Consider the following 24,357-nt stretch of genomic DNA (forward strand, 5'->3'; position numbering starts at 1 on the left):
CTTTGAGTAACGCATCGCAGCATAAGCAACTGCGAAAATCTGTTGACAATTATTCGTGGACGCCCTCAATATTGTCAACAAAATGCGTTCGGGAATTCGACAAACTAGGGAAATCCCTGTTTCACGTCCCCACGAGGACAGGGAGTCGAGCCCAGAACGAGCGACGGCTTTGCCGGTTTGGCACGTCCCTTCAAAGCGAAGGCGGCAGGCGTAAACCGGCTGGACGCGCGCCGGGATGCGTGCACAGCACGTACCGAGCGGGCCCCGACGTCTGCCCTTATCCCACCTGGGACACAAGGGTTTGGCGCGAGGTGCAAGTGGAGGCAGCGGCGCTTCTGAAAATTCGAACTACAGAGGAAGACAAATGGGACGCTTGACTACCCATGTGCTCGACACCGCTGCAGGCACGCCGGGCCAAAACCTGGCGATCGCTCTGTTCAAGATTGTCGACAATCAGCGCCAACCGATCAAATCGGTTCGCACCAATCACGATGGCCGTTGCGATGCACCGCTGCTCGAAGGCGACGCGCTGCTGACCGGCGTCTATGAGCTGGACTTCGCGGTGGGCGATTACTACCGCGCAGCCGGCGTCAAACTCCCCGAGCCCGCGTTCCTCGACGTGGTGACGCTGCGCTTTGGCGTGGCCGATACCAGCGCGCACTACCACGTGCCGCTGCTGGTGTCGCCGTGGTCGTACTCGACCTATCGCGGTAGCTAAGGGCAGAGGGGAGCGAATCATGGAAGGCTATATCCTCGATTGGGCCAACTTGCTCTTGCGTTGGCTGCACGTGATCGTCGCGATCGCGTGGATCGGCTCGTCGTTCTACTTCGTCTGGCTCGACAACAGCCTGACCAAGCCGACGGCACCGGACCTGCAGGACAAGGGCGTCGACGGCGAGCTGTGGGCCGTGCACGGCGGCGGGTTCTACAACCCGCAGAAGTACCTGCTGGCGCCGAAGCAACTGCCGGATCATCTGCACTGGTTCTACTGGGAGTCGTACTCCACCTGGATGTCGGGCTTCGCGCTGCTGACGGTGGTGTATCTGTTCAACGCCAATGTCTACATGATCGATCGCAGCGTGTTCGACATGACGGCGACGACGGCGGTGATCCTCGCGCTGGCGTTCCTGGTGGTCGGCTGGCTGGTGTACGACACCATCTGCCGCGTGTTCGGCAAGAACGACCGCGTGGTCGGCATCCTGGTGGCGGTCTATGTGGTGATTGCGGCGTTTGCCGCGTGCCACCTGTTCTCGGGCCGCGCGGCATTCCTGCTGATCGGCGCGATGATCGCGACCATCATGAGCGCCAACGTGTTCTTCTGGATCATCCCGGGGCAACGCAAGGTGGTGGCCTCGCTCAAGGCGGGCGAAAAGCCTGACCCGATCCACGGCAAGCGCGGCAAGCAGCGCAGCGTGCACAACACGTATTTCACGCTGCCGGTGCTGTTTGCGATGCTGTCGAACCACTACAGCATGACGTATGCGAACAAGTACAACTGGGTTGTGCTGGTGCTGATCATGCTGGCGGGGGTGTTGATCCGTCAGTTTTTCATCCTGAAGCACAAGGGCGTGATCAACTGGGGTTATCCGGCGGCGGGCGTCGCGGTGCTGTTGGGTGTGGCGGTGTGGCTCGCGCCGCGTCCGGCTGCTCCGGTGGCGGAAAGCGCCGCTGCGGTCCCGGCTGTCGCTGCAGGAAGTGCCTCTGCACCCGCTGCAACAGCTGCGGCTGGCGGTTCGGACTTCGCCAAAGTACAGGCAGTCGTTACCGCACGGTGCTACCAATGTCATTCGGCGCATCCTACCCTGATGCCTTCGCCGGCCAAGGGTGTGTTGCTCGATTCGCCGGATGAGCTGAGCAAGCACGCACAGCTCGTCTACCAGCAGGTCGTGCAGCAGAAGCTGATGCCACTGGGCAACGTGACCAACATCACCGACGACGAGCGCACGATCATCGCCAAGTGGTTTGAAGGCGGCGCCAAAACGAACTGAGGCGCATGCTGAGGCAACAACAGAAAGGTTTATCGGAGCATGTCATTCGTTCCCTAGCGGGTGACATGACCGGTGAGGGTTGAACGGGGCTGTGGCCCCGTTTTTTTTTTCTTGTGGCGACGATGTCTCTTGGCCTAGTTACCCGCCGCTCAGCATGTCTGTCACGAAGCCCACTCGCCCACGTAGCCACGCTTGCACGATCTCGCGTGCAGCCTTCGCGGCATCGGCATCAGAAAATCCACGGTGGGTTTTTAGCCATTCCGCCGTGGCTCTGCGGGCGGGTTCAACGGCGGCGAGCGTCGCAGTGCGTTCCTCGGCGGGCCAGGTTTTTACGTCGGACCAGTTGCGAATGTCCTGCTCGACATCCGTGGCCCTTTCCTTGGATGGCTTGAGATAGTCGCGCGGCGACACGGTTGCCCGTAGTTCCATCTCGCGCCAACCGGCAAAGTAGCTAAAGCGGATGGTGCCGGTACTCTCGACGCCTCTGTATAGCGCAGGCTGAATGGCCGTAGCCAACGACTTCCATTCAACGCGCTCGAACAGGTCGCCCTGTGGGGCGCAGATGGGCGCGCTGCCATCGCGAGAAGAGCCGTACAGTGGGCCGAATGCCTCATATGCTGGCTCTCCCACACGCGCAAAGATGAAGCAATGGGCGTAAGGGCGAGACGTGTCGTAGTCGGCTCGTTCGATCTGCATGCGCAATAAAGTCAGTGGTGCGTTGCCGCCTGGACCGGTCTTTTTACCCTCGATGTCAAGGTAGAGACTTTTGGCAAGCGAATCACTGGTCAACGCTGCCACAGCAGCGTCGCGCCGTTGCCGCGCTTCTTGCGCACCCACGGCTGCCTTGGGTTCGTAGGTATGTAGATAAACCAGCCAAGCCGAAGCCAATGGCCCTGCATAGCCACGTAGCGTTTGCGCGGCGGCGGCCGGCGCATCGGGAATGCTGGCAATGATCTTATCCAGCGTGGCCTCTTCTTTAGCTGTGAATGCATCCAGATCTTCGCGGCGCTTTTTCAGCGTATCAGACAGACAGGCTTTGATGTTCGCGGGAGCCTGCGAGCATTGGTTGCGCTGCTTGAGCCAGGCGCGCTGGCCATCCCGCAGCGCTGACACGCTTGCCTCTGGCGCGCTCTCGAGCAAGCGGCGGTAGCTCTCCGAGACTTGGTCGTCTAATGCACCGAGCGCCTTGTCGTCGCAGAGAGCATGCTCGACTGTGGTGGAGGCTTTCTCGCATTGGAACGATACGGCGTAAGCCTGGGCAGCCGGCAATGACGCAAGCGCCAGGAGCGCGAACACTTTCATGGGTTGCATAGATCCATTCGATAGCAAACAGGGCGGGAAGTATTGACTTGCCGTTCGCCCTGGAGTTGTTGACCTAAATCGGGTCCTTTAGTCAGGCCGAGCGAGCGAAGAGGTGCGCTGCGCGATTACTTACCGACACTCAACAGCGCCAACACCCCCAGCACCAAAAAGATCAACGCCGCAATCCGATGTACCAGCGTGATCGGCATGCGCGAGGCGAACTTGTTGCCCATCAGCACGGCTGGCACGTTGGCCAGCAGCATGCCGACAGTCGTGCCAGCGACAACCCATGCGACGTCGTGGAAGCGTGCAGCCAGTGCCACTGTGGCGATCTGCGTCTTGTCGCCCATCTCGGCAAAGAAGAATGCAACGATGGTGGTGCCAAGAATGCCCAGGCCGCGCGTGTCTTTCGGCGCTTCTTCATCGTCGAGTTTGTCCGGAATCAGCATCCACCCGGCCATCGCGATGAAGGCGATACCGAGAATCCACCGCAGCGCGTTTTCGCCGAGCATGTGCGTGATCCAGCCGCCGACAGCGCCGGCCAGTGCGTGATTGACGAGGGTGGAGATGAAAATGCCGAGGATGATCGGCACCGGCTTGCGAAAACGCGCGGCCAGCAGGATCGACAGCAGTTGCGTTTTGTCGCCGATTTCCGCGAGGGCGACGATGCCGGTGGAGACGAGGAAGGCTTCCATGTTGTTGTGTGGTGTCCGGGCCGTATGCGAACCAATGACGCACCGCTGCCGGCCCTATCCGCAGAGGTGTGTCATCGGTCTCGCCAGACGCGTCACCAAGTGCCTAAGTGGCACCCGAGTGGCTGCTGACCACGCCATAACCACTTGTCATTGCGACAGCGGTCAAGTCTGTTGACGTGGCCCTCGAAGTCTCGACTTCGAGCGGCTACTCCCCAATGGAAGCCGCGATTATAAGGGGATCAGGCGACGGCGCCAACACCCAGTGTGGCCGGCTCGCCTTGGATGTAGGTGGCGGATACCGCACGGTCCTCGCCCAGCAGTGCCAGCGAGAACAGCAGTTCTTCCAGTGTTTCCGAGCGCGCGTTGCGGCGCGCCAGCAGCGGCGTGGCGGCCGGGTCCAGCACGATGAAGTCGGCTTCTGCGCTGGGCACGAAGCTGCCGATGCGATCTTCCCAGCCCAGCGCCTCAGCGGCGCCGCGCGTGGCCAGGTAGAACATGCGTAGCGCGGTCAGGTGATAGCCGCCCATGCGCGCAACCTTGTGCGCGGTGCCCATCGTGCGCAGCATCGAGAACGAACTGCCGCCGCCCACGTCCGTGGCGAGCGTCAGCGCCAGGCGGTGCGCGTCGTTCTTGTGGAAGTTGTACAGGCCGCTGCCCAGGAACAGGTTGGACGTGGGGCAGTGCGCCACGGCCGCGCCGGATTCCGCCAGGCGTTGGCGATCGCCGTCGTCCAGCCAGATGGCGTGGCCGTAGAAGGCGCCTTTGCGCAGCAGGCCGTACTTGTCATACACGTCCAGGTAGCTGCGTGCGTTCGGGAACAGGTCGGCCACCCATTTCACTTCGTCGGGGTTTTCGGCGACGTGGGTCTGGATGAAGACGTCTTGGTACTGCTTGGCGAGTTCTGCGCAGGCTTGCAGTTGCGCTTCGCTCGAAGTGGGTGCAAAGCGCGGCGTGATGGCGTAGCCCAGGCGGTCCTTGCCGTGCCAGCGCGAGATCAGGTCGGCCGTGTCACGTGCGCCGGATTCGGCCGTGTCGCGCAGGTATTCCGGGCAGTTGCGATCCATCATCACCTTGCCGGTGATCAGGCGCATGCCGCGTTGCTGGGCCTGCGTGAATAGTGTTTCGGCCGAGCCGCGATGTACGGTGCTCCACACCATCGCGCTGGTCGTGCCGTTGCGCAGCAGTTCGTCGAGGAAGAACGAGGCGACGCCCGCGGCGTATTGCTCGCTCTCGAAGCGACGCTCTTCGGGGAAGGTGTATGTCTCCAGCCAGTGCAGCAGGCCCGGCGACGGCGAGGCAATCATGTCCGTCTGCGGGTAGTGGATGTGCGTGTCGATGAAGCCGGGCACGATCAGCTTGCCGCTGTAATCGTGCAGCTGCGTGCCGGTGGGCAGGTTCTCGCGCAGCGCAGCGTAGTCGCCCGCCTGCACCACCTTGCCGCCCATGACCACGAGCAGGCCATCTTCCCAATACTCATAGGCATCGCGCTCGCGATACTGCGGGTCGTGCAGGAAATGCAGCACGCGGCCGCGGTAGGCGTGAACGGTGTTGGAAGTCGGGGGCATTGTGGTCATTCGTTGTCTCGTGGGGGCTTAGTGTGTGGCGTTCCAGTGGACATCCACCGCGTTCAGCCACAGGGCTTTGTCCTGCTCGGGCAGGAACGACGCCTCGAAGCTGTTGCGAGCGAGCGTGTGGGCATCGGCGGCAGTCAGGTCGAGCGCGTTGAAGGTGGCGAGCCAGTTGGTGTTCATGTAGCCGCCAAAGTAGGCTGGGTCATCGGAGTGCAGGGTCACTGCGCAGCCGGAGTCCAGCAGTTGCTTGAGCGAGTGATCGCGCAAGTCGGGGTAGACCTTCAGTTTTTCGTTCGACAGCGGGCAGACCGTCAGGGCGATGCGCTCGGCGGCCAGGCGCTTGACGAGCGCCGCGTCGTCGATGGCGCGCACGCCGTGGTCGATCCGCTCCACCTTCAGGATGTCGAGCGCGTCGATCACGTATTGCGCTGGGCCTTCTTCACCGGCGTGGGCGACCAGGCGCAGGCCCAGTTCCTTGCAGCGGGCGAACACGCGCGCGAACTTCTCGGGCGGGTTGCCGCGCTCCGAAGAATCCAACCCCACACCGATGATGCGGTTGGCCGGGTCCTGGATGTAGGGCAGGGCGGCTTCGAGCGTGGCGAACGCGTCTTCCTCGCTCAGATGGCGCAGGAAGCAGAGGATCAGGCGGCTGGAGAAACCATGCTCGCGCTCCGCATCATCCAGTGCGCGGACGATGCCGTGGATCACCACATGCATCGGCACGTTGCGTGCGGTGTGCGTTTGCGGGTCAAAGAAGATCTCGGCGTGGCGGACGTTGTCGGCCACGGCACGTGCCACGTACGCGGCAGTCATGTCGTAGAAATCCTGCTCGGTTAGCAGCACGCTGGCGCCGGCATAGTACAGGTCGAGAAACGATTGCAGATCGTCGAACGCGTAGGCCGCGCGCACTTCTTCAACGGACGCATACGGCAGCTTGACGCCGTTGCGCTCGGCCAGCGCGAACATCAGTTCGGGTTCGAGCGAGCCTTCGATGTGGATGTGCAGCTCAGCTTTCGGGCTGGTGGCGATGCGTTCTGCAAGGGCTGGCGAGATCGGCATGATTTAAGCGGACGCGGACGCGGACGTAGGGACACGGTATGGAACCGCCGCGCCGCTGCTCGCACTGGTGAGCGCATGCTCTCGCAGCTCTCGCACCTGCAGCAGTTGCGCGACGACGGAGACCGCAATGATATCCGGCGCTTTGTCGGCAATGCCAGCAATGCCAATTGGGCAGATCATTTCGGGCAAGCGTGCCGGGTCGACACCGTGCTCGACCATGCGGTGCTCGAAGCGCGCGCGCTTGGTCTTGGAACCGATCAGGCCGAAGTAGGCAAAGTCCGTGCGGCGCATGATGCGTTCGCACAGCGCGAGGTCCAACGCATGGTTGTGCGTCATGACCAGGAAGTAGCTGCCGGCGGGCGCGTGGTCGATCACGGCTTCCGGCGTATCGGTGGATTCGATGACGACGTTCGGCGGCACCTCGGTGGGGAACGGGAACATCGCATCGCGCTCGTCCACCCACGTCACGCGGCAGGGCAGATGCGCCAGCGCACGCACGATGGCGTGGCCGACGTGGCCCGCGCCACACAGCACGATCGACATATCGGGCGGCAATACCGTTTGCGTGAAGCCGTTGGCGTCGAACTGCACGCCGGCTGCCGCCGCGTCGCCGATGCTCGCTTCGACCGGCACAGCCGCATCTGCGGAGACGAAGCGGCGCAGGCTTCGACGTTGGCGCATGGCGTCATCGGCTTGGGCGATCCACTCCGCATCACGCGCGTCGAGTCGTTCCAGCGACAGGCGCACCACACCGCCGCAGCATTGACCGAGCGCAGGGCCCAGCGGAATGCGCACGAACTGGCGGCGTGCTTCACCGCTGGCTTCGGGCGCACCCATCATCGCCTGGGCGATTTCCATCGCGCGCCATTCGAGATGGCCGCCGCCGATGGTGCCGAAGAAGCCATCACCGCACACCAACATCAGCGTGCCCGGCTCGCGCGGGGCGGAGCCCTGCACGTCCGTTACCGTGACCAGCACGCACGGCTGCCCCGCTTGCACAGTGGCAAGCACATCGGCGAAGCGGAAGGGGCGCAGTTGCGTGTGGTCCATGACGTCGTCTCCGGACTTAGGCAGACAGTGGGGCACTGCGGATGGCGTCCACCGCCTTGAGGATTTCCTCGCTGGTGGCGGGTGCGTTCAACGGCGGATTGGTGCGGCCATCGCCCACGGCGGCCACCGCGTCGCGGATGGCGAAGAACACCGAAAACGGCAGCAGCAGCGGCGGCTCACCCAGCGCCTTGGAGCGGTGGATGCTGTCTTCCACGTTGGCGTTGTTGAACAGGCGCACGCGGAAGTCTGGCGGGCAATCATTGACCGTCGGGATCTTGTAGGTGGACGGCGCATGCGTCATTAGCTTGCCGTTCTTGTTCCACCAGAGTTCTTCCGTGGTCAGCCAGCCCATGCCTTGGATGAAGGCGCCTTCCACTTGGCCGATGTCGATGGCTGGGTTGATCGAGCGACCGGCGTCGTGCAGCACGTCGGCGCGCAGCAGGCGCCATTCGCCGGTGAGCGTGTCCACCACCACTTCCGACACTGCTGCGCCATAGGCGTAGTAGTAGAACGGGCGACCCTTGAGTTTGGCCTGATCCCAGTGCAGCTTCGGCGTGGCGTAGAAACCGTCGGACCACAACTGCACGCGCGCGACGTAGGCCAGGCGGATCAGCTCATCGAACGGCACACGGCGTGCGCCGATTTCCAACTGGTCACCAACGATCGATACCGTTTCGACGGGCACCTCGTAGTGCTCGGCGGCAAACGCGATCAGGCGTGCGCGGATCTGGCGTGCAGCGTCCTGCGCGGCTTTGCCGTTCAGGTCGCTGCCGGTCGATGCGGCCGTGGCGGACGTGTTGGCCACCTTGCTCGTGTCCGTGGCCGTGACGCGAATGCGCGTGAACGCCACGCCCAGCTCGTGCGCCACCACCTGCGCGACCTTCGTGTTCAGGCCCTGGCCCATTTCAGTGCCGCCGTGGTTCACGAGGATCGAGCCGTCGTTGTACACGTGCACAAGCGCGCCGGCCTGGTTGAAGTGCTTGACGTTGAACGAGATGCCGAACTTCACGGGCGTCAGCGCCAGGCCGCGCTTGAGCACGGGGCTTGTCGCGTTGAATGCGCGGATGGCTTCGCGGCGGGCGCGGTAATCGGACGACGCTTCCAGCTCATCGAGCAGCTCGTGGATGACGTTGTCTTCCACGGTCTGGCCGTACGGCGTGATGTTGTTCTTGTCCTTGCCGTACAGGTTGGCGCGGCGCACGTCGAGCGCATCCTTGCCGATCGAGCGCGCGATGTTGTCCATGATGTACTCGATGGCAAACGCGCCCTGCGGGCCGCCGAAGCCGCGGAAGGCGGTGTTCGACTGCGTGTTCGTGCGCGCGCAGAAGCCGTCGATCTCCACTTCGGGCAGCCAGTAGGCGTTGTCGAAGTGGCAGATGGCACGCGTCATCACCGGGCCGGACAAGTCCGCCGAGAACCCGGCGCGCGAGGTCATGTCGACTTTTACGCCCTGGATGCGCCCGTCGTCGTCATAGCCGGCTTCGTAGGCGAAGCGGAAGTCATGCCGCTTGCCGGTGATCATCATGTCGTCGTCGCGATCCGGACGCAGCTTGACCGGGCAGGCGAGCTTCCACGCCGCCAGCGATGCACAGCAGGCAAACAGGCCCGACTGCGATTCCTTGCCGCCAAAGCCACCGCCCATGCGGCGGCACTCCACCAACACCTGGTTGGCGTGCCAGCCCAGCATGTGCGACACCATGTGCTGCATCTCGGTCGGGTGCTGGGTCGAGCACCACACGTGCATGCCGTTGTCTTCCTTCGGCACCGCGTACGAGATCTGGCCTTCGAGGTAGAACTGCTCCTGGCCGCCCAGCGACATCTGACCGGCTTCCGAATGCGGCGCGGCAGCGATGCGCTCAGCCGGTTCGCCGCGTTTCAGGTGCATCGGCGGCAACACGGATTTGCCGGCAGCGCGCGCTTCTTCCGGCGTCAGCAGCGGGGGCAGGACTTCGTAGTCGATATTGCCCAGGCGCGCGGCACGACGCGCTGCATCATGCGACGTAGCCACCACGATGAACACCGGCTGGCCGATGAAGTGCACCGTGTCGGTCGCCAGGATCGGATCGTCGTGGATGATCGGGCCACAATCGTTAGTGCCCGGAATGTCAGCCGACGTGAACACGGCCACCACGCCCGGCGCGGCCTTCACACGATCCAGGTCCATGTTGACGATGCGCGCGTGGGCTTGCGTGCTCATGCCGAGCGCCGCGTGCAGCGTGCCGGCCAGTTCGGGAATGTCGTCGGTGTACGTGGCAGAGCCTGCGACGTGCAGATGCGCGGACTCATGCGGGCGCGAAATCCCCACCACAGCACCGCGCTGGTCAGGCAGTGTCGCTGGAATATCGGCTTCTGCGAGCAGGAAGGCGTCAGTTTGCTTGTTCATGTTCTCAGGCCGCAGTGAGGGTATTCAGTTCGACCGCACGCACATTGATCTGTTCGAGGGTGAGCGGCGCGTCAGTGCGGGTTTCTAGCCAGAAGCGGTACACCGTGTTGGCGGCCGAGATGCGGCGATAGTTGTCGGTGGCGCGCATGTCCGTCAGTGGCGTGTAGTCGCGCGACATGGCTGCCATGGCAGCACGCACGGTCGCTTCGTTCCACGGCTGGCCGGTGATGGCGGCTTCGGTTTCGGTCGCGCGCTTGGACGTGGCTGCCATGCCGCCGTAGGCGATGCGCGCGCTGCGCACAATGTCGCCGTCCAGCTCAATGGCGAGTGCCGCACACACGGCGGAGATGTCTTCGTCAAAGCGCTTGGACAGCTTGTACGTGCGGAAGCGCAGCGCAGCGCGCCCTTCGCGCGCCGGAATGCGCAGGCCGGCCACGAACTCGCCTTCTTCCATCGCGTTCTTCTGGTAGGCGAGGTAGAGGTCTTCGAGCGGCAGCTCGCGGCGGACTTCGCCACGCTGCAGCACGACGCGCGTGCCGATGGCGATGAGCGCCGGCGCCGAATCACCGATCGGCGAGCCGTTGGCGATGTTGCCGCCCAGCGTGCCGGCATTGCGGATCGGCAGCGAGGCGAAGCGCTTCCACAGTTCGGTCAGCTCGGGGTAGTCCGGGGCGAGGAATTCGTAGGCTTGTTCCAGCGAAACCGCAGCGCCGATTTTGATCCAGCCGTCGCGCTTTTCCAGTGCGTACAGGTCCGCCACCTGGCCGATGTAGAGGATGTCGCCCAGCTCGCGGAACTGCTTGGTGACCCACAGGCCCACGTCCGTGCTGCCGGCGAGGATGCGGATGTCTGGGTGCGCAGCCTTGATCGCGGCGAATGCCGAGGCGGTGCGCGGTGCGTAGAAGCGCGATGCATTCTCGGTGCCGGTGGGCGCGTAGGTGAAGGTGTCTTTGCGCTGCAGCTTGCGCAGCGTTTCGGCCAGTTGCGTGCGATCGATGCCGGCCGGCGAGGGCAGCTCGAACATGCGTTCGCCCGCGTCGATGATGGGGCGGTAGCCGGTGCAGCGGCACAGGTTGCCGGTGAGCGAATCGCAGATGGTCTGGCGCGAGGGGATCGGGGCCTCGCTGCCGGTGTTCTCGTACAGGGCGTAGAGCGACATCACGAAACCCGGTGTGCAGAAGCCGCACTGCGAGCCGTGGCACTCGACCATCGCTTGTTGCACCGGGTGTAGCGTGCCGTCCTTGCTGCGCACATCTTCCACGGTAAAGAGCGCCTTGCCGTCCAGCGTCGGCAGGAACTGGATACAGGCGTTGACGGCTTTCAGGCCGACGGAGCCGTCTTCCTGAAGCTCGCCGAGCACGACGGTACATGCACCGCAATCGCCCTCGGCGCACCCTTCCTTGGTGCCTGTACAGTGCGCGTCTTCACGCAGGTATTGCAGCACCGTCCGGGTGATCGGGGCGTCCGTAACGGTGCGCACCTGGCCGCGATGGAAGAAGCGGATGGGCTGAGTCTCCATGGGGGTTTCCATGCCTGTTTGTGTGTCGTTGTGTCCGTATTGGAACCATAGCACTGGGCTAGGAATGCAATATTTGGCCCAGGTGATAACCCGCATCGGAAAGCCAAAATCCGGGGTATACCCGCCGGTAGCGGTCTGGCGGCGCGATGTACAGGTGACATACACTGACATGACCCCACGGCAGCCTGACTCCGCCCAAAGATGCACGGCAAAGATCACCTCGATACCTACCTCCTGCGCGTTCTCTACACGCTGCTCACCGAGCAAAGCGTGACACGCACGGCGGTCAAGCTCGGCCAATCGCAGCCGGCCATCAGCAACACGCTCAAGCGCCTGCGCGAGATCACGGGCGACGCCATCCTCGTGCGTGGCAAGAACGGCATGGTGCCGACGGAGCGCGGTCACGAACTGCTGTCGCTGGCGCAGCAGAGCCTGGAGGCGATGGAGCGCATCGCCCGACCGTCGCAGGAGTTCGATCCAGCCAATACCACGCGCACCTTCCACCTGGGCGCGCCGGATTATCTGGATGCGTTCTTCCTGCCGAACATCGTCGAACGGCTGCGCAAGCACGCGCCGCAAGCCAAGCTGGTCGTGCATCCGCTCAATGCCGGCGTCGACTATCTGGCCGCGCTGGAGCAGGGCGGCATGGACTTGGTGATCGGCAACTGGCTCTCGCCGCCGGAGCATCTGCACATCTCCCCGCTGTTCGACGATGAGGTGGTCTGCATGCTCGGCGCGCAGCACCCGCTGGCGCGCAAGGGCATCTCACTCAAGCACTATGTGGAGATGCCGCATCTGGCGCCCGCGCCGTACGCCGTCATGCAGCGCAGCATGATCGATCAGGCACTTGCTGAGCAGGGGCTGAAACGCCAGATCCAGGTGTCGCTGCCGTACTTCGGGCTGGTGCCGTATGTGCTGATGCGCACGGATCTGGTGTTCACCACGGGCCGTCAGTTCGCCGCGCATTGCGCGCAGTACCTACCGATCCGCATCCTGCCCGCGCCTGTGGCATTTCCGAAAATGCGCTTCTACCAACTCTGGCACGAGCGCAGCCACGCGGCACCCGATGTGATGTGGCTGCGCCGCATGATCGGCGAAGTGGCCGCCGAGTTGCCGCAGCATCCGCAATTGGAAACGGCAGCTTGAGCTGCCGTTCTGTCACGCGCGTCCGCGGAAGCTTACTTTCCGCTTGCGACGGTCTTGCCGTAATCGGGGAAGAACACCTGTTCCCCGTTCACCTTGAAATCGGCAATCGCCTGTTGGCCGGCGGGTGAGGTGATCCACTCGATCAGTTTGGTCGCATCCGTGTAGTTGGTCGTCGGATATTTCTTCGGATTGACGGCGATGATGCCGTACGGATTGAACATGCGCGTGTCGCCGGCCAGCACAATATCGAGCCCGGTCTTGGCACGGTAGGCGCCGTAGGTGGCGCGGTCGGACAGTGTGTAGGCGTTCATCTGTGCGGCCATGTTCAGCACTTCGCCCATCCCCAGGCCGGCGCTCACATACCAGGGCTTGCCTTTCGGGTCGATGTTGGCGGCTTTCCAGTAGGCCTTTTCCATGACGTCGGTGCCAGAGTTGTCACCGCGCGAGATGAACTTGGCCCCCGTGCTGGCAATGCGCGCCATGCCCTGGATGACGTCTTTCTGACCACGCAGGCGAGCGGGGTCTTCCGTAGGCCCGACGAGGATGAAGTCGTTGTACATCACGTCGCGCCGGTCGATGCCGCCGCCGGAAGCGACGAAGGCGTCCTCCAATTGCCGCGCGTGCACGAGCACCACATCCACATCCCCCGATTCCCCCAGCTTCACCGCTTTGCCGGTGCCAACGGCAATCACTTGCACATGGACGCCGGTCGCGGCTTCAAATTTGGGCAGCAGCACTTTCAACAAGCCTGAGTTTTCGGTGCTGGTGGTCGTGGCCATGCGGAGATCGCCAGCATATGCAGTCGTACTAAATGCGAGTGCCGCGAACGTGGGGGTAAACCACCGAAACGCCTTGAGCAATCCGGACATGTTGTGTGGTCAATATGAGGGCCGTGGACGCTTTATGTCGGATGCTGCATGATGGCGGCAGCCGCGGGGGCAGTCGGCGGCCACGATTCACCCGCCCCGGAGAGACGACGGGATTGTTCTCCGGGAGCCGGACCGAAGTAAATAGGAAACCATAAACATAATGACATTCCAGTTCGAGGTATTTCCGGTGGTCGGGCCGGATGACAACCCGCGTGCTAATGGCAAGGTCTTCCAGTTGCTGCGGGCGGTGCGCGAGACGGGGTCGTTGCATCGGGCGGCCAAACAGGTGGGGTTGTCGTACCGGCACGCCTGGGGGGTGATGCGCGCGTGGGAGGAGATGCTGGGGCGCTCGCTGCTCGATATGGAGCGCGGCCGTGGCGCGTCGCTCACGCTGTTTGGCGAGCGCATGCTGCGCGCCGAAATGCGCCTGCGTGAGCAGCTTGACCCAGCCGTGCGTCAGGCCATGAACCAGTTTCTGTCGGAACTGGAAGACGCCTCGCAATCGCAGACGCGCATCCGCTTTTCCGGCAGTCATGACCCGGCGGTGGAAGTGCTGGCGCAGTCGTTTGCCCACGAAAGCCACGGCGCGCAGCTCGATACGGTGTTCTGCGGCGCGGTCGAAGGCCTGATCTGTCTGCAGGAAAAGCAATGCGAGGTGGCAGGTTTCTATGTGGCGCCGCAGCAGGGTGCGGGGTCGATCGCGCACCAGACCTTGCGCAAGTGGTTACGCCCGACGGCCGTGCGCCTGATCGCACTGGCTGACCGCGAGCAGGGTTTGATGATGTCGCCGGAATGGGCCGGGCGCGTGCAGTCGCTGGCCGATCTGGCGCGCACGCAAGCGCGCTTTATCAACCGGCAGCGCAGTTCGGGTACACGGCTGCTGTTTGATCAGTTGCTGGTGGCGACGGGGTTGTACCCAGACCAGATCAATGGGTACGACGAGCAGGAATTCTCCAGCGACAAGATTGCCGTGGCCGTGCAGGAAGGCCGCGCGGACATCGGCTTCGGCCTGCGCCCAGGGGCCGAGGCCCATGGCCTGCACTTCGTCCCGCTGACGCGCGAAACGTACTACCTGGCGGTGCGCCGCAATGACGCGCTCAGTCCCTGGGTGCGCGAGCTGATGGAGCGCATCGGCGAGGCCGGTTTCCGTACGGGCCTGAGTCATCTGGCGGGCTATCGCGCCCCCGAGCAGGTGGCGCTGCTCACCGCAGACCAGGCGCTGCCCTGGCATGCCGAGGAGGCGCCCGCGCTCGCGCGCTGAAGTCATGCGAACATGGCGGGGTCTGCCTAATTGACGTCGAAGCGCTCTGCGCCCCGTCCGTGTTCTGCCCATGTCACGTTTTTCCGTCTGGACCCAAGCCCTGCGCATGTTGCGCCGCGACTGGCGCGCGGGTGAGCTGAACCTGCTGCTCATTGCGCTGGTGTTGGCGGTGGCCGCGCTGGCGTCCGTCAGCTTCCTGGCCGATCGCATGCATGCCGGCCTGGAGCGCGACGCGCGACAGTTGATCGGTGCCGATGTGCTCGTGGTGTCGGATCAGCCGCTGCCTGCGGATATCGAAGCGCATGCGCGCGCCAGCGGCCTGCAGGTCACGCACACTGCGGCGTTTCCCAGCATGGCGACCACGTTGACGAACGGATCTTCCGGTGAGCCCGCGTCGCAACTGGCGGCGGTCAAGGCTGTTGCGCCGGGCTACCCGCTGCGTGGTGCCGTCAAGGTGAGCGACGGGCGTGATGCGATTGGCGCTGCCATCCACGCCATTCCTGCACCCGGCACGGTGTGGGTCGACGCGCCGCTGCTTGAAGCGCTGGGCGTGCGTGTGGGCGACGCCATCCGCCTGGGCACGCGCACATTCAAGATCGCCCACGTCATCACGCAGGAACTGGACCGTGGTGCGGGCTTTATGAACTTCGCGCCGCGCGTGATGCTGCCGATGGCCGATCTGGCCTCCACCGGCCTCGTCACCTATGGCAGCCGCATCACGTATCGCCTGCTGGTGGCGGGGCCGGATGCGGCGGCGAATGCCTTCCACGCCTGGGCGGAGAACGAACTGAAGACGCGTCAGCTGCGTGGCGTGCGCATCGAATCCTTGCAGAACGGCCAGCCGCAGATGCGCGAAACGCTGGACCGTGCCGAGCGTTTCCTTTCGCTCGTTGCGCTGCTCGCCGCGATGATTGCGGCAGTCGCCATCACCATGGCCGCGCGCCGCTATACGGCGCGGCACACCGATGCGGTGGCGGTCATCAAGTGCCTGGGGCTTAAGCAGGGCCAGATTCTCTGGACGTTTGCGTTGGAGTTCCTGCTGATCGGCGTGCTGGGCTCCGCGGTGGGGGTCGCGCTGGGCTATGGCGCACACTGGCTGCTGCTGGCGTCGCTGGGCGATCTGGTGACGGTAACGCTGCCGATGCCGTCCATTTGGCCGGCGGTCGTTGGCGTCACGGCCGGGCTGGTGCTGCTGGTGGGGTTTGCCGTGCCGCCGCTGCTGACGCTGGTGCGTGTGGCGCCGTTGCGCGTGCTGCGCCGTGATGTGGCCGAGCGCGCTGTCGCGTCGTGGGTCGGCTATGCGCTAGGGGCCGCAGCGTTCTTTGCGCTGCTTGTGGTGTCCGCGCGGGATGTGAAGCTCGGTGCGCTGACGGCGGCCGGGTTTGCCGGCGCCATCGTCGTGTTCGCGTTGCTGGCGGCAGGCGGGTTGCGTGCGCTGGCGGTGTCGCTGGGGCGTGGTCGGGCGCTTGGCGTGGGCTGGCGTTTTGCGCTGGCGGTGCTGGAGCGCCGGCGCAGCGTGAGCGTGCTGCAAACCGTGGCGCTGGCCGTTGGCCTGATGGCGCTGCTGTTGCTGGCTATGACGCGCAATGACCTGATCCGCTCGTGGCACAACGCCACGCCGGCTAACGCGCCTAATCGTTTCATCATCAATATCCAGCCCGACCAGATGGAAGCGGTATCGCAAGCACTGGCGCAGGCAGGTGTAGCCGAGCCGAAGCTGTACCCGATGGTGCGCGGCCGGCTAACCCAGTTGAATGGCCAGACCATCGACCGTCAGACCTATGCCGAATCGCGCGCCCGCAACCTGGTCGAGCGCGAATTCAACCTCTCTTACGCAACTGCGCAGCCGCCGGAAAACCGCATCGTCGCGGGCCAATGGTTCAGCGGGCAGAAGCCCGAGGCATCGGTGGAAGAGGGCATCGCCAAGACGCTGAACCTGCACCTGGGCGATGTGCTGCGTTTCGATGTCGGCGGGCAGACTGTGGATGCGCCCATCACGTCGCTGCGCAAGCTTGACTGGAGCTCGATGCGCGTGAACTTCTTCGTGATTCTGCCGCCCGTGGCGTTGCACGATATGCCGCAGACGTATGTGACGGCATTTCGCATTCCTGCCGGTCGGGCTGATCTGCCGGCCAAGCTCGTACGCGAATTTCCGAACCTGACGGTAGTGGATACCGAACTGATCCTGCGACAGGTGCAGGGTGTGCTCGACCAAGTGACAGCAGCGGTGGAGTTCCTGTTCGTGTTCACGTTGGCGGCGGGCGTGCTGGTGCTGTATGCAGCCCTGTCCGGCTCGCGTGACGAGCGCTTGCGCGATGCCGGCGTGCTGCGTGCACTGGGCGCGGGCTCCGGCGTGGTGCGCCAGACGCAGTACGCCGAGGTGTTGATCGTTGGCGGCCTGGCCGGGCTGATGGCGGGCGTGGGCGCCATCGCCATCGGCTGGGTGCTGTCGGCGTATGTGTTCGATTTTCCGTATCGTTTCAACCCGGCGATCTTGCCGGTGGGCATCGTGGGCGGCATGCTGTGCGCCTTTGTTGGCGGCTGGCTTGGCCTGCGTGACGTGCTGCGCCGCCCAGCCATGGCAACGCTGCGCGATGCTTGATCGTCTCTTGATGTGAATGACGCTGTATGACTGATGAAACTACCGGCCAGGAAACCCTGGCCTTCGACCTGATCGGCGGAGAGGCGCGCGTGCGCGAGCTCGTCGATCGCTTCTACGACCTGATGGACCTCGAGCCCGAGTTTGCCGTGCTGCGCGCGCTGCATCCGCCAAGCCTCGATGGCTCGCGTGACAAACTCTTCTGGTTCTTGTGCGGCTGGCTCGGTGGCCCGAACCATTTCATCGAACGCTTTGGCCATCCGCGTTTGCGCGCGCGCCATTTGCCGTTTGAGATCGGCACGCAGGAACGCGATCAATGGATGCGGTGCATGGCGCTGGCCATGCAAGACCTCGGCCTGGACGAAGCGTTGCAGATGCGCCTGATGCAAGCCTTCTGGCAGACCGCCGACTGGATGCGCAATGTGCCGCGCTAAAGCGCACACATCACAAAAAGAAAGCTGAGGAGACCCCGATGATCGGTTTGCCCACCGCAGACGACGTGCTCGCGTTCTGGTTTGGCAATGCGCCGCTGGTCGACGCGCGGCCGGAGTGGTTCACCAAGTCCGACGCGTTTGATGCGGAGATCCGCGCGCGCTTCCTGCCGCTGTGGGAAGCGCTTGCCACGGGCAACGCGGATACGTGGATGGACACGCCGCAGGAGGCCATCGCGCGCATCGTGGTGCTCGATCAGTTCTCGCGCAATATGTTTCGCGACACCGCGCGCGCCTTCGCCAGTGATGCCGCAGCGTTGCATACCGCGCAGATCGTCGTGGCAGCCGGCTGGGACGCCAAACTGCCGACGCGCCATCATCGCGTGTTCTGCTATCTGCCGTTCGAGCACAGCGAGGCGTTGGCCATGCAGGACGAGTCGATTCGTCTCTACACGCGCCTGCGTGATCAGGACGGCGATGCCGATTCGCTCATTTGGGCGGAGAAGCACCGCGAGATCATCGCGCGCTTTGGGCGCTTCCCCCATCGCAATGCTGCGCTCGGGCGCGTGTCCACGCCGGAAGAGGTGACGTTTCTTGCGCAGCCGGGCTCGTCGTTCTAGCGGGTGGCTCAGTGGCCGAGCACTGAATACATGAGCGTGCCGGAAAACATCAGCAGCACCAGCGAGGCGCCACGCAGCAGCACGGGCGTGTGGGGTGCCCACGTCCGCCGTGCCGTCAGCAGTACGCCCAGGTAGGACCAGCCAATCGCAATCGGCACGAGCACGGTCAGGAATACGCCGATCGTCCACCCAAAGTAGCTGGCGGACCGGAACGCTTCCAGCGGAAACAGCGTGCTCGCAAACAACAGCGCTTTCGGGTTCATCACCGTGGTGAGGAACATGTCGCGCAGGCTTACGGGGCTGGCGGTGACGTGCTGCAGCGCGCCGCTCTGTCGCCAGATCTTGGCGGCCAGAAAGAGGATGTAGACCGAGCTCACCAGCTTGACAGCCATCGGTAGCCAAGGCTGCTTGGCCGACACTGCGCTGAGAAAGAATCCCCAGAGCGAAATGCCGACCACGTAGCCGAGCGCTTCTGCCGCAATGAGCGGGCTGGTCCGGCGCACGCCGACCTTGAGGCCGGACGACAGCAGCAGCGTATTGGTCGGCCCCGGCACGATCAGCACCAGCGACACATACAGCGCCATCTTGAGCAACGTGTCTTGCATAGCGGCCTTAGGTGCGCTCACGGCGCTCTGACCACTTGTCGACCGTTTCGCGCGGCGCGTTTGCCAGCATGTCGATCAGCTCGGCCGGGTCTTGGCTCACGTGCAGCAAGTCGGCGTGATGGCGCTTGAGGAAGCCCTCTTGCACCGCATGGTCGATGAAGGCCAGCAGCTTGTCGTAGAAGCCCGCCACGTTCAGCAGGCCGATCGGCTTGTTGTGGTAGCCGAGCTGCAGCCACGTGAAGGTTTCGAACAGCTCTTCATACGTGCCCACGCCGCCGGGCATGGCGATGAAGGCATCCGCGCGGTCGGCCATCATCTGCTTGCGCTGGTGCATGCTGTCGACGATGTGCAGCTCGGTCAGCTCTTTATGGCCGACCTCCTTGCGCACCAGCGACTTAGGGATGATGCCGACGACCGGGTTGCCGCCATGCAGCACCGCATCGGCCACGATGCCCATCAAGCCGACGTTGCCGCCACCGTAGACCAGCGAGAGGCCGCGTTTGACCATTTCTTCGCCCAGCGCGATGGCGTTGGCCTTGTATTCCGGACGCACGCCGGGGCTGGAACCGCAATAGACGCAGATCGATTTCATTTGACAGGGTTGGTTTCCGGCGGCAAATCGCTGCTGCGGCTGACGGCCAGCAGATCAAAGGCCCGCCGCGGCTTGCCGCGCAGATACGGCGCGAGGATGGACAGGATGTGATAGCTCGCCCCGTGCAGGTGGTCGCGGATCGCGTTCGGGTCGTTGTACTGGCGCGGGTGCTGCACAAACTGGAACGACAGCCAGTAGGTGCCGACCACCACCATGTTGGTGCAGATGACATCCACCTGTTCGGGCGTGGCTTCCATTTCGCCGTCTTCAATGAACTGGTGGCAGATGTCCATCGCAAAGTGGCGCTTCTGCTCGACGATGCGCTTGAAGTTCAGCTCCAGCATCCGGTTGCGCGCGAGCAGATCGTTGATGTCGCGGTACAGGAATCGGTAGTTCCAGATGAACTCCGACATGTACTGCAGATAGCCCCAGGTTTCGTCCAGCGTGGCCTTGTGATCATCCGGCAGCTTCAGGCGACGGCTCATCTCCTGCTCGAACTGCACGAAGATCGAGTTGATGATGTCGTCTTTGTTGCGGAAGTGGTAGTACAGGTTGCCCGGGCTGATTTCCAGCTCTTCGGCGATCGTCGTCGTGGTGACGTTGGGCTCGCCCAGCTCGTTGAACAGGCGCAGCGACACCTCAAGGATGCGATCGCGCGTGCGGCGTGGGCCGGTGGAATGCTGCTTGGTTTCCATTGAACTGCCAAGGCCGGTGGCCCTGTCTCCGTGGCGTTGTGTGCCCGGATTATAAAAGATCGTGCCCACGCAACGAGCCTAAGTGTGACGCAGCAGACCTTGCCAAACGTTGGCGGGGACCTTCTCGCCGATCTTCTTTATCGCAATAGCGACGCCACCCACGGCCAAGCGATCGCTACCCACGTTCCGCCGCACAGCAGCAGGGCCAGCATGACCGCCGCGCTGCCGAAATCCTTGGCGCGCTTTGACAACCCATGCTGCTCCAGCGAGATGCGATCGACCGCCGCCTCCACGCTGGAATTGAGCAGCTCAACAATCAGCACCAGCACCAGCGTGCCGATCATCAGGATCCGCTCCACCGTGGTCGCGGGGATGATGAACGCGCAGGGCAGCAGGATGGCGCACAGCGTCAGCTCCTGGCGGAACGCGCTTTCTTCATCAATGGCGAAACGGATGCCGCTGATGGAGTTCTTGAGCGCAAACCACGCCCGCGTGACGCCGCGATTGCCTTTGTGCGGGTTGTCGGCGGGCGAATACGTGGTCGCGGATGGGGGTGCCGGCGGATGCTCCGGCGGGGTAGTGGGGTTCATGCAGGGTCAACCACCTGCGGCGGTGGACGGTTGAACAGTCTTGGAATCGCTGGATTGTACGACCGGCATCGGGCGCAGGTGGGCGAGAAATTGTTCCGAAGCCGCGCGCCACGAGAACTTCTCGGCGTGCGCGCGCGCCGTGGTCCGGTCGATGCGCAGCGCTTCCAGGCAGGCTTCGCGCAGGTCTTCGCGCAGCGCGCCGGCTGGCGAATCGCCCAGCACGTCGATCGGGCCCGTCACCGGATATGCGGCGACTGGCAGGCCGCTAGCCAGCGCTTCAAGCAGCACGAGACCAAACGTATCGGTGCGGCTAGGGAAGACGAACACATCCGCCGACGCATACACCTTGGCCAGTTCCGGCTGCTTCAGCACGCCCAGATAGTTGGCGTTCGGATACTTCGCTTTCAGGCCGGCCAGCGCCGGGCCTTCGCCGACGACCCATTTGGAACCGGGCAGATCGAGTTCCAGGAAGGCTTCGACGTTCTTCTCCACGGCGACGCGACCGACGTACAGGAAGATCGGGTGCGCCGTATTCAAGACGTTGCTGCGCTGGGCGGTGAAAATGTCGAGATCGACGCCGCGCGTCCACAGCACGCCATTGGTGATGCCGTAGTCGGCGAGGTCTTTCAGCACCACCGGCGTCGGGGCCATCACGGCCTGGGCAGGGTTATGGAACCAGCGCAGGAAGCGATACGTCCACGCCAGCGGAATGCCAAAGCGCGCCTGCACGTACTCCGGAAAGCGCGTGTGATACGCCGTCGTATAGGGCAGCTTGTGGCGTAGCGCATACGCGCGCGCAGCCAGCCCGAGCGGGCCCTCTGTGGCGATATGCAGCGCCTGCGGGGCAAATTTCTCGATGCGCTCGCGCACGCGCTTGGCCGGCAGGATCGACAGGCGGATTTCCGGATACGTCGGGCACGGCACCGTCTTGAATTCGAGCGGCGTGATCATGTCGACGATGTGGCCCATGGCCTCAAGCTCGCGGCGCGTTTGGGTCAGGGTGCGGACGACGCCGTTGACTTGCGGTTCCCACGCATCGGTGACGATCATGACTTTCACGGGCTCTCCTTGCGGTGTGGCGGATGTCGATTGAGTGGCGGCGGGCTGGGGCTGCGTGAGGTCGATGTTGGTGTTGGTCATGTGGGCTTGGGTTTCCATCAGGCAGCGGCCTAGGTGTTTGCTAGGGCACGGCGTGCGCGGCGGGAAGTGCGCGGCGCATCCAGCAGATGCGTCCAATAAACGATCTGCAGTTCGCCTTCCATCGTTTCGACCAGCGCGGAGAGGCTCTCCACCCAGTCGCCGTCGTTGCAGTAAAGCTGGCCGTCGATCTCGCGGATCTCGGCCTTGTGGATGTGCCCGCAGACCACGCCGTCGCAGCCGCGTCGGCGCGCCTCGTCGGTCATCACGCGTTCGAACGAGTTGATGAAGTTGACCGCGTTCTTGACCTGGTGCTTGAGGTATTGCGACAGCGACCAGTACGGAAATCCCAGCCGCACGCGGATGCGGTTGAAGTGCCGGTTCATCGCCAGGATGAAGGTGTAGAGCGTGTCGCCCACGTAGGCCAGCCAGCGCGCGTGCTGCATCACACCGTCAAACAGATCGCCGTGCACGACCCACAGGCGCTTGCCCGTGGCGGTGACATGCACCGCGTCTTCCGCGACTTCGATGTCGCCGAAATTCAGCCCGTGGAACTGGCGTGCCATCTCGTCATGGTTGCCGGGGATGAACACCACACGCGTGCCCTTGCGCGCGCGGCGCAGCACCTTCTGCACCACGTCGTTGTGGGCCTGCGGCCAGTACCAGCCCTTACGCAGTTGCCAGCCGTCGACGATGTCGCCAACGAGGTACAGCGTGTCCGATTCGTGGTGCTTGAGGAAATCGAGCAGGTATTCGGCCTGGCAACCGGGCGTGCCGAGGTGGATGTCCGACAGCCAGATCGTGCGGTAGCGGTGGATTTTCTCGGCGGGCGGGTCGGTGTCCTTGTCTGCCAGTTGGTCCGGCACCAAGGCGGTGGCGGGTGCGGCAGCAGGCGTCTCATGCTCTCGCACATCGCCGCGACCAGCCGGTAAGGCTGAGCCCAGCGCGCCGGCGGCAGCAAGTCCGGCAGCCATTTGCATCAGGGGCGGTGAGGCGTTCCAGTCGGAACCCGAGAGGGGAGCGGCGCGAAAGCGTTGCGCAAGGCGGCGGAGAAAACCTGAGCGAGTAGGCAAGACCATGTCGGCAACGGTGGCTGCGTTGGACGGATTTCGCCATCGCTGCGTGAACAAGCCATGTCAGAAACATGACCGTCACATGACGTGGTTGCTGCAGGACGAGAAGGCCTGCGGCCAAGAACGAAGCCGGGCGCGCGTTTTAAGCGGATGCGGTCGGCTGGAGGCCGTCGATGCGGGCGAGTTCGGCCAGCACGGCATCGCGCACGCGGGCGTCGCATAGCAACGACACATGGCCGATCGCGGCAAAGGCAATATGCCGCGCGCCCTCCAGCCACGAGGCGCCGGCCGGCCCGACGATGGAGTCGTGCCACGAAAAAATCGACGTGATGCGTTCGCGCACCGCAGGCGTTTCAGAGGCCGCAAGCTGGCGCAACCATGGGCTTGCCCACGCCATCTGGCGGACGTTGTGACCGCGCCCCGAGCGCGCCATCGCCGTACCGCGATGTGGCGTTCCCAACGTGATGACGTGCGCGACTTGGCAGCCGTCCGGTGCTTGCCGCAGTAGCGCACGCGCGGCGAGCCCACCCATGCTGTGACAGAGCAGGACTGGCGCGCAGCCGTGCGCGCGGGTCATACGTGCAACCGCACCCGCGATGTCGCGCGCGTAACCGTCAATGTCGCCCAGCAGCGGCATCAGGTCGATGGCATCGATCGGGTGGCCGGCGGCCGCGAGGTGCTTCTGCAGCGGCAACCACACCGCGCGATTGCATCCATAGCCATGGATCATCAGCACCGGCACACGCTTGCCGCCGTTGGCTGGCATATCGAACGCAGCTTGCGCCCGAAACGGCTGCAGCACGTTGAACATCCACGCCACCGATGCGCATTCGCGCAACCAGCAGGCAATGAAGCCCGCTGCGCTAATCCGGAATTCGTGCGGCACGGGCATGCGGTCCCATGCAGGGTCATCTGGGATAGCCGTACCGAGCGTGGTTCGCGTTACGACGAAGGCCCAGCCCACGGAGATGAGATAGCCAAGCACCAGCGCCACCGCAGCAACGGCGGCCGCCCCCGCCCATCCCAAACCGCCCCAGCGATACGCCGCCCACCCCACGGTAAGCGTTGCCGCACATTGCAGCGCCACGGCCACGCGTCGCGCATTGGCGGCCGTCAGCGAAGCGAAGGGCACGGACGAAGCGGAGAGATCGGCGCGGGTCATGGCAGGGCCG

At 64.0% G+C, this 24,357-nt stretch carries 22 protein-coding genes; 7 read left to right on the plus strand and 15 right to left on the minus strand.

Features of this window, described 5'->3' with window-relative positions; genetic code table 11:
• The first annotated feature begins 364 nt into the window (after positions 1-364).
• Both uraH and ACN9M1_RS04845 read left to right on the plus strand, forming a co-directional pair.
• Entirely contained in the window at positions 365-718 is a 354-nt protein-coding gene (gene uraH, locus ACN9M1_RS04840; protein WP_426397858.1) for a hydroxyisourate hydrolase, read from the plus strand.
• A 19-nt stretch (positions 719-737) separates the two neighbouring features.
• The gene (locus ACN9M1_RS04845) at positions 738-1,988 is read left to right on the plus strand and encodes a urate hydroxylase PuuD (RefSeq protein WP_426397860.1); all 1,251 of its coding nucleotides are present in this window, start codon (positions 738-740) and stop codon (positions 1,986-1,988) included.
• A 138-nt stretch (positions 1,989-2,126) separates the two neighbouring features.
• Here the strand turns inward: ACN9M1_RS04845 and ACN9M1_RS04850 are convergent, their stop codons facing one another.
• The 7 genes from ACN9M1_RS04850 to xdhA form a co-directional block, all read right to left on the minus strand.
• Positions 2,127-3,290: a lysozyme inhibitor LprI family protein gene (locus ACN9M1_RS04850; RefSeq protein ID WP_426397862.1), complete on the minus strand. Its 1,164-nt coding sequence runs from the start codon at positions 3,288-3,290 to the stop codon at positions 2,127-2,129.
• 125 nt (positions 3,291-3,415) lie between these two features.
• The gene (locus tag ACN9M1_RS04855) at positions 3,416-3,985 is read right to left on the minus strand and encodes a TMEM165/GDT1 family protein (protein ID WP_426397864.1); all 570 of its coding nucleotides are present in this window, start codon (positions 3,983-3,985) and stop codon (positions 3,416-3,418) included.
• 239 nt (positions 3,986-4,224) lie between these two features.
• Positions 4,225-5,559, minus strand: a complete 1,335-nt coding sequence (guaD, locus tag ACN9M1_RS04860) for a guanine deaminase (protein WP_426397865.1) — start codon at positions 5,557-5,559, stop codon at positions 4,225-4,227.
• An 18-nt stretch (positions 5,560-5,577) separates the two neighbouring features.
• Positions 5,578-6,615, minus strand: a complete 1,038-nt coding sequence (locus ACN9M1_RS04865; RefSeq protein ID WP_426397867.1) for an adenosine deaminase — start codon at positions 6,613-6,615, stop codon at positions 5,578-5,580.
• Between the two features lie 3 nt (positions 6,616-6,618).
• Positions 6,619-7,665: a xanthine dehydrogenase accessory protein XdhC gene (gene xdhC, locus ACN9M1_RS04870; RefSeq protein ID WP_426397869.1), complete on the minus strand. Its 1,047-nt coding sequence runs from the start codon at positions 7,663-7,665 to the stop codon at positions 6,619-6,621.
• A gap of 16 nt (positions 7,666-7,681) precedes the next feature.
• Positions 7,682-10,048, minus strand: coding sequence for a xanthine dehydrogenase molybdopterin binding subunit (xdhB, locus tag ACN9M1_RS04875; protein WP_426397870.1), 2,367 nt, complete (start codon positions 10,046-10,048; stop codon positions 7,682-7,684).
• 4 nt (positions 10,049-10,052) lie between these two features.
• Positions 10,053-11,567: a xanthine dehydrogenase small subunit gene (xdhA, locus tag ACN9M1_RS04880; RefSeq protein WP_426397872.1), complete on the minus strand. Its 1,515-nt coding sequence runs from the start codon at positions 11,565-11,567 to the stop codon at positions 10,053-10,055.
• A gap of 201 nt (positions 11,568-11,768) precedes the next feature.
• Between xdhA and ACN9M1_RS04885 the strand changes: the two genes are divergently transcribed.
• Positions 11,769-12,713, plus strand: a complete 945-nt coding sequence (locus ACN9M1_RS04885) for a LysR substrate-binding domain-containing protein (protein ID WP_426397874.1) — start codon at positions 11,769-11,771, stop codon at positions 12,711-12,713.
• A gap of 32 nt (positions 12,714-12,745) precedes the next feature.
• On the opposite strand, the gene ACN9M1_RS04890 is transcribed toward ACN9M1_RS04885, so the two are convergent.
• Entirely contained in the window at positions 12,746-13,582 is an 837-nt protein-coding gene (locus ACN9M1_RS04890; RefSeq protein ID WP_426397875.1) for a substrate-binding domain-containing protein, read from the minus strand.
• Positions 13,583-13,742: 160 nt separating this feature from the next.
• Between ACN9M1_RS04890 and ACN9M1_RS04895 the strand changes: the two genes are divergently transcribed.
• From ACN9M1_RS04895 to ACN9M1_RS04910, 4 genes are all read left to right on the plus strand, one after another.
• On the plus strand, positions 13,743-14,843 hold the full coding sequence (locus ACN9M1_RS04895; RefSeq protein ID WP_426397877.1) for a substrate-binding domain-containing protein: 1,101 nt from the start codon (positions 13,743-13,745) through the stop codon (positions 14,841-14,843).
• A 70-nt stretch (positions 14,844-14,913) separates the two neighbouring features.
• Positions 14,914-17,445 (plus strand): ABC transporter permease, encoded by a 2,532-nt coding sequence (locus tag ACN9M1_RS04900; protein WP_426397879.1) that lies wholly within the window; start codon positions 14,914-14,916, stop codon positions 17,443-17,445.
• A gap of 26 nt (positions 17,446-17,471) precedes the next feature.
• Entirely contained in the window at positions 17,472-17,876 is a 405-nt protein-coding gene (locus ACN9M1_RS04905) for a group II truncated hemoglobin (RefSeq protein ID WP_426397881.1), read from the plus strand.
• Between the two features lie 38 nt (positions 17,877-17,914).
• Positions 17,915-18,493 carry a DUF924 family protein gene (locus ACN9M1_RS04910; RefSeq protein ID WP_426397883.1) on the plus strand — a complete coding sequence of 193 codons (579 nt, stop codon included), beginning with the start codon at positions 17,915-17,917 and terminating at the stop codon, positions 18,491-18,493.
• An 8-nt stretch (positions 18,494-18,501) separates the two neighbouring features.
• On the opposite strand, the gene ACN9M1_RS04915 is transcribed toward ACN9M1_RS04910, so the two are convergent.
• The 7 genes from ACN9M1_RS04915 to ACN9M1_RS04945 form a co-directional block, all read right to left on the minus strand.
• Positions 18,502-19,098, minus strand: coding sequence for a LysE family translocator (locus ACN9M1_RS04915; protein WP_426398800.1), 597 nt, complete (start codon positions 19,096-19,098; stop codon positions 18,502-18,504).
• A 7-nt stretch (positions 19,099-19,105) separates the two neighbouring features.
• Positions 19,106-19,690 carry a TIGR00730 family Rossman fold protein gene (locus ACN9M1_RS04920; protein WP_426397884.1) on the minus strand — a complete coding sequence of 195 codons (585 nt, stop codon included), beginning with the start codon at positions 19,688-19,690 and terminating at the stop codon, positions 19,106-19,108.
• Entirely contained in the window at positions 19,687-20,385 is a 699-nt protein-coding gene (locus tag ACN9M1_RS04925; protein WP_426397885.1) for a TetR/AcrR family transcriptional regulator, read from the minus strand. The genes ACN9M1_RS04920 and ACN9M1_RS04925 overlap by 4 nt, the downstream gene beginning before the upstream one ends.
• Positions 20,386-20,522: 137 nt before the next feature.
• Complete coding sequence (locus tag ACN9M1_RS04930) at positions 20,523-20,975, minus strand: diacylglycerol kinase (protein WP_426397887.1); 453 nt, start codon at positions 20,973-20,975, stop codon at positions 20,523-20,525.
• Between the two features lie 6 nt (positions 20,976-20,981).
• Entirely contained in the window at positions 20,982-22,025 is a 1,044-nt protein-coding gene (locus ACN9M1_RS04935; RefSeq protein WP_426398801.1) for a glycosyltransferase family 4 protein, read from the minus strand.
• Between the two features lie 119 nt (positions 22,026-22,144).
• On the minus strand, positions 22,145-23,092 hold the full coding sequence (locus tag ACN9M1_RS04940; protein ID WP_426397889.1) for a UDP-2,3-diacylglucosamine diphosphatase: 948 nt from the start codon (positions 23,090-23,092) through the stop codon (positions 22,145-22,147).
• Positions 23,093-23,327: 235 nt separating this feature from the next.
• On the minus strand, positions 23,328-24,347 hold the full coding sequence (locus ACN9M1_RS04945; RefSeq protein ID WP_426398802.1) for an esterase/lipase family protein: 1,020 nt from the start codon (positions 24,345-24,347) through the stop codon (positions 23,328-23,330).
• Between the last annotated feature and the right edge of the window lie 10 nt (positions 24,348-24,357).

Source organism: Ralstonia sp. R-29 (assembly GCF_049913345.1).
Classification (GTDB): domain Bacteria; phylum Pseudomonadota; class Gammaproteobacteria; order Burkholderiales; family Burkholderiaceae; genus Ralstonia.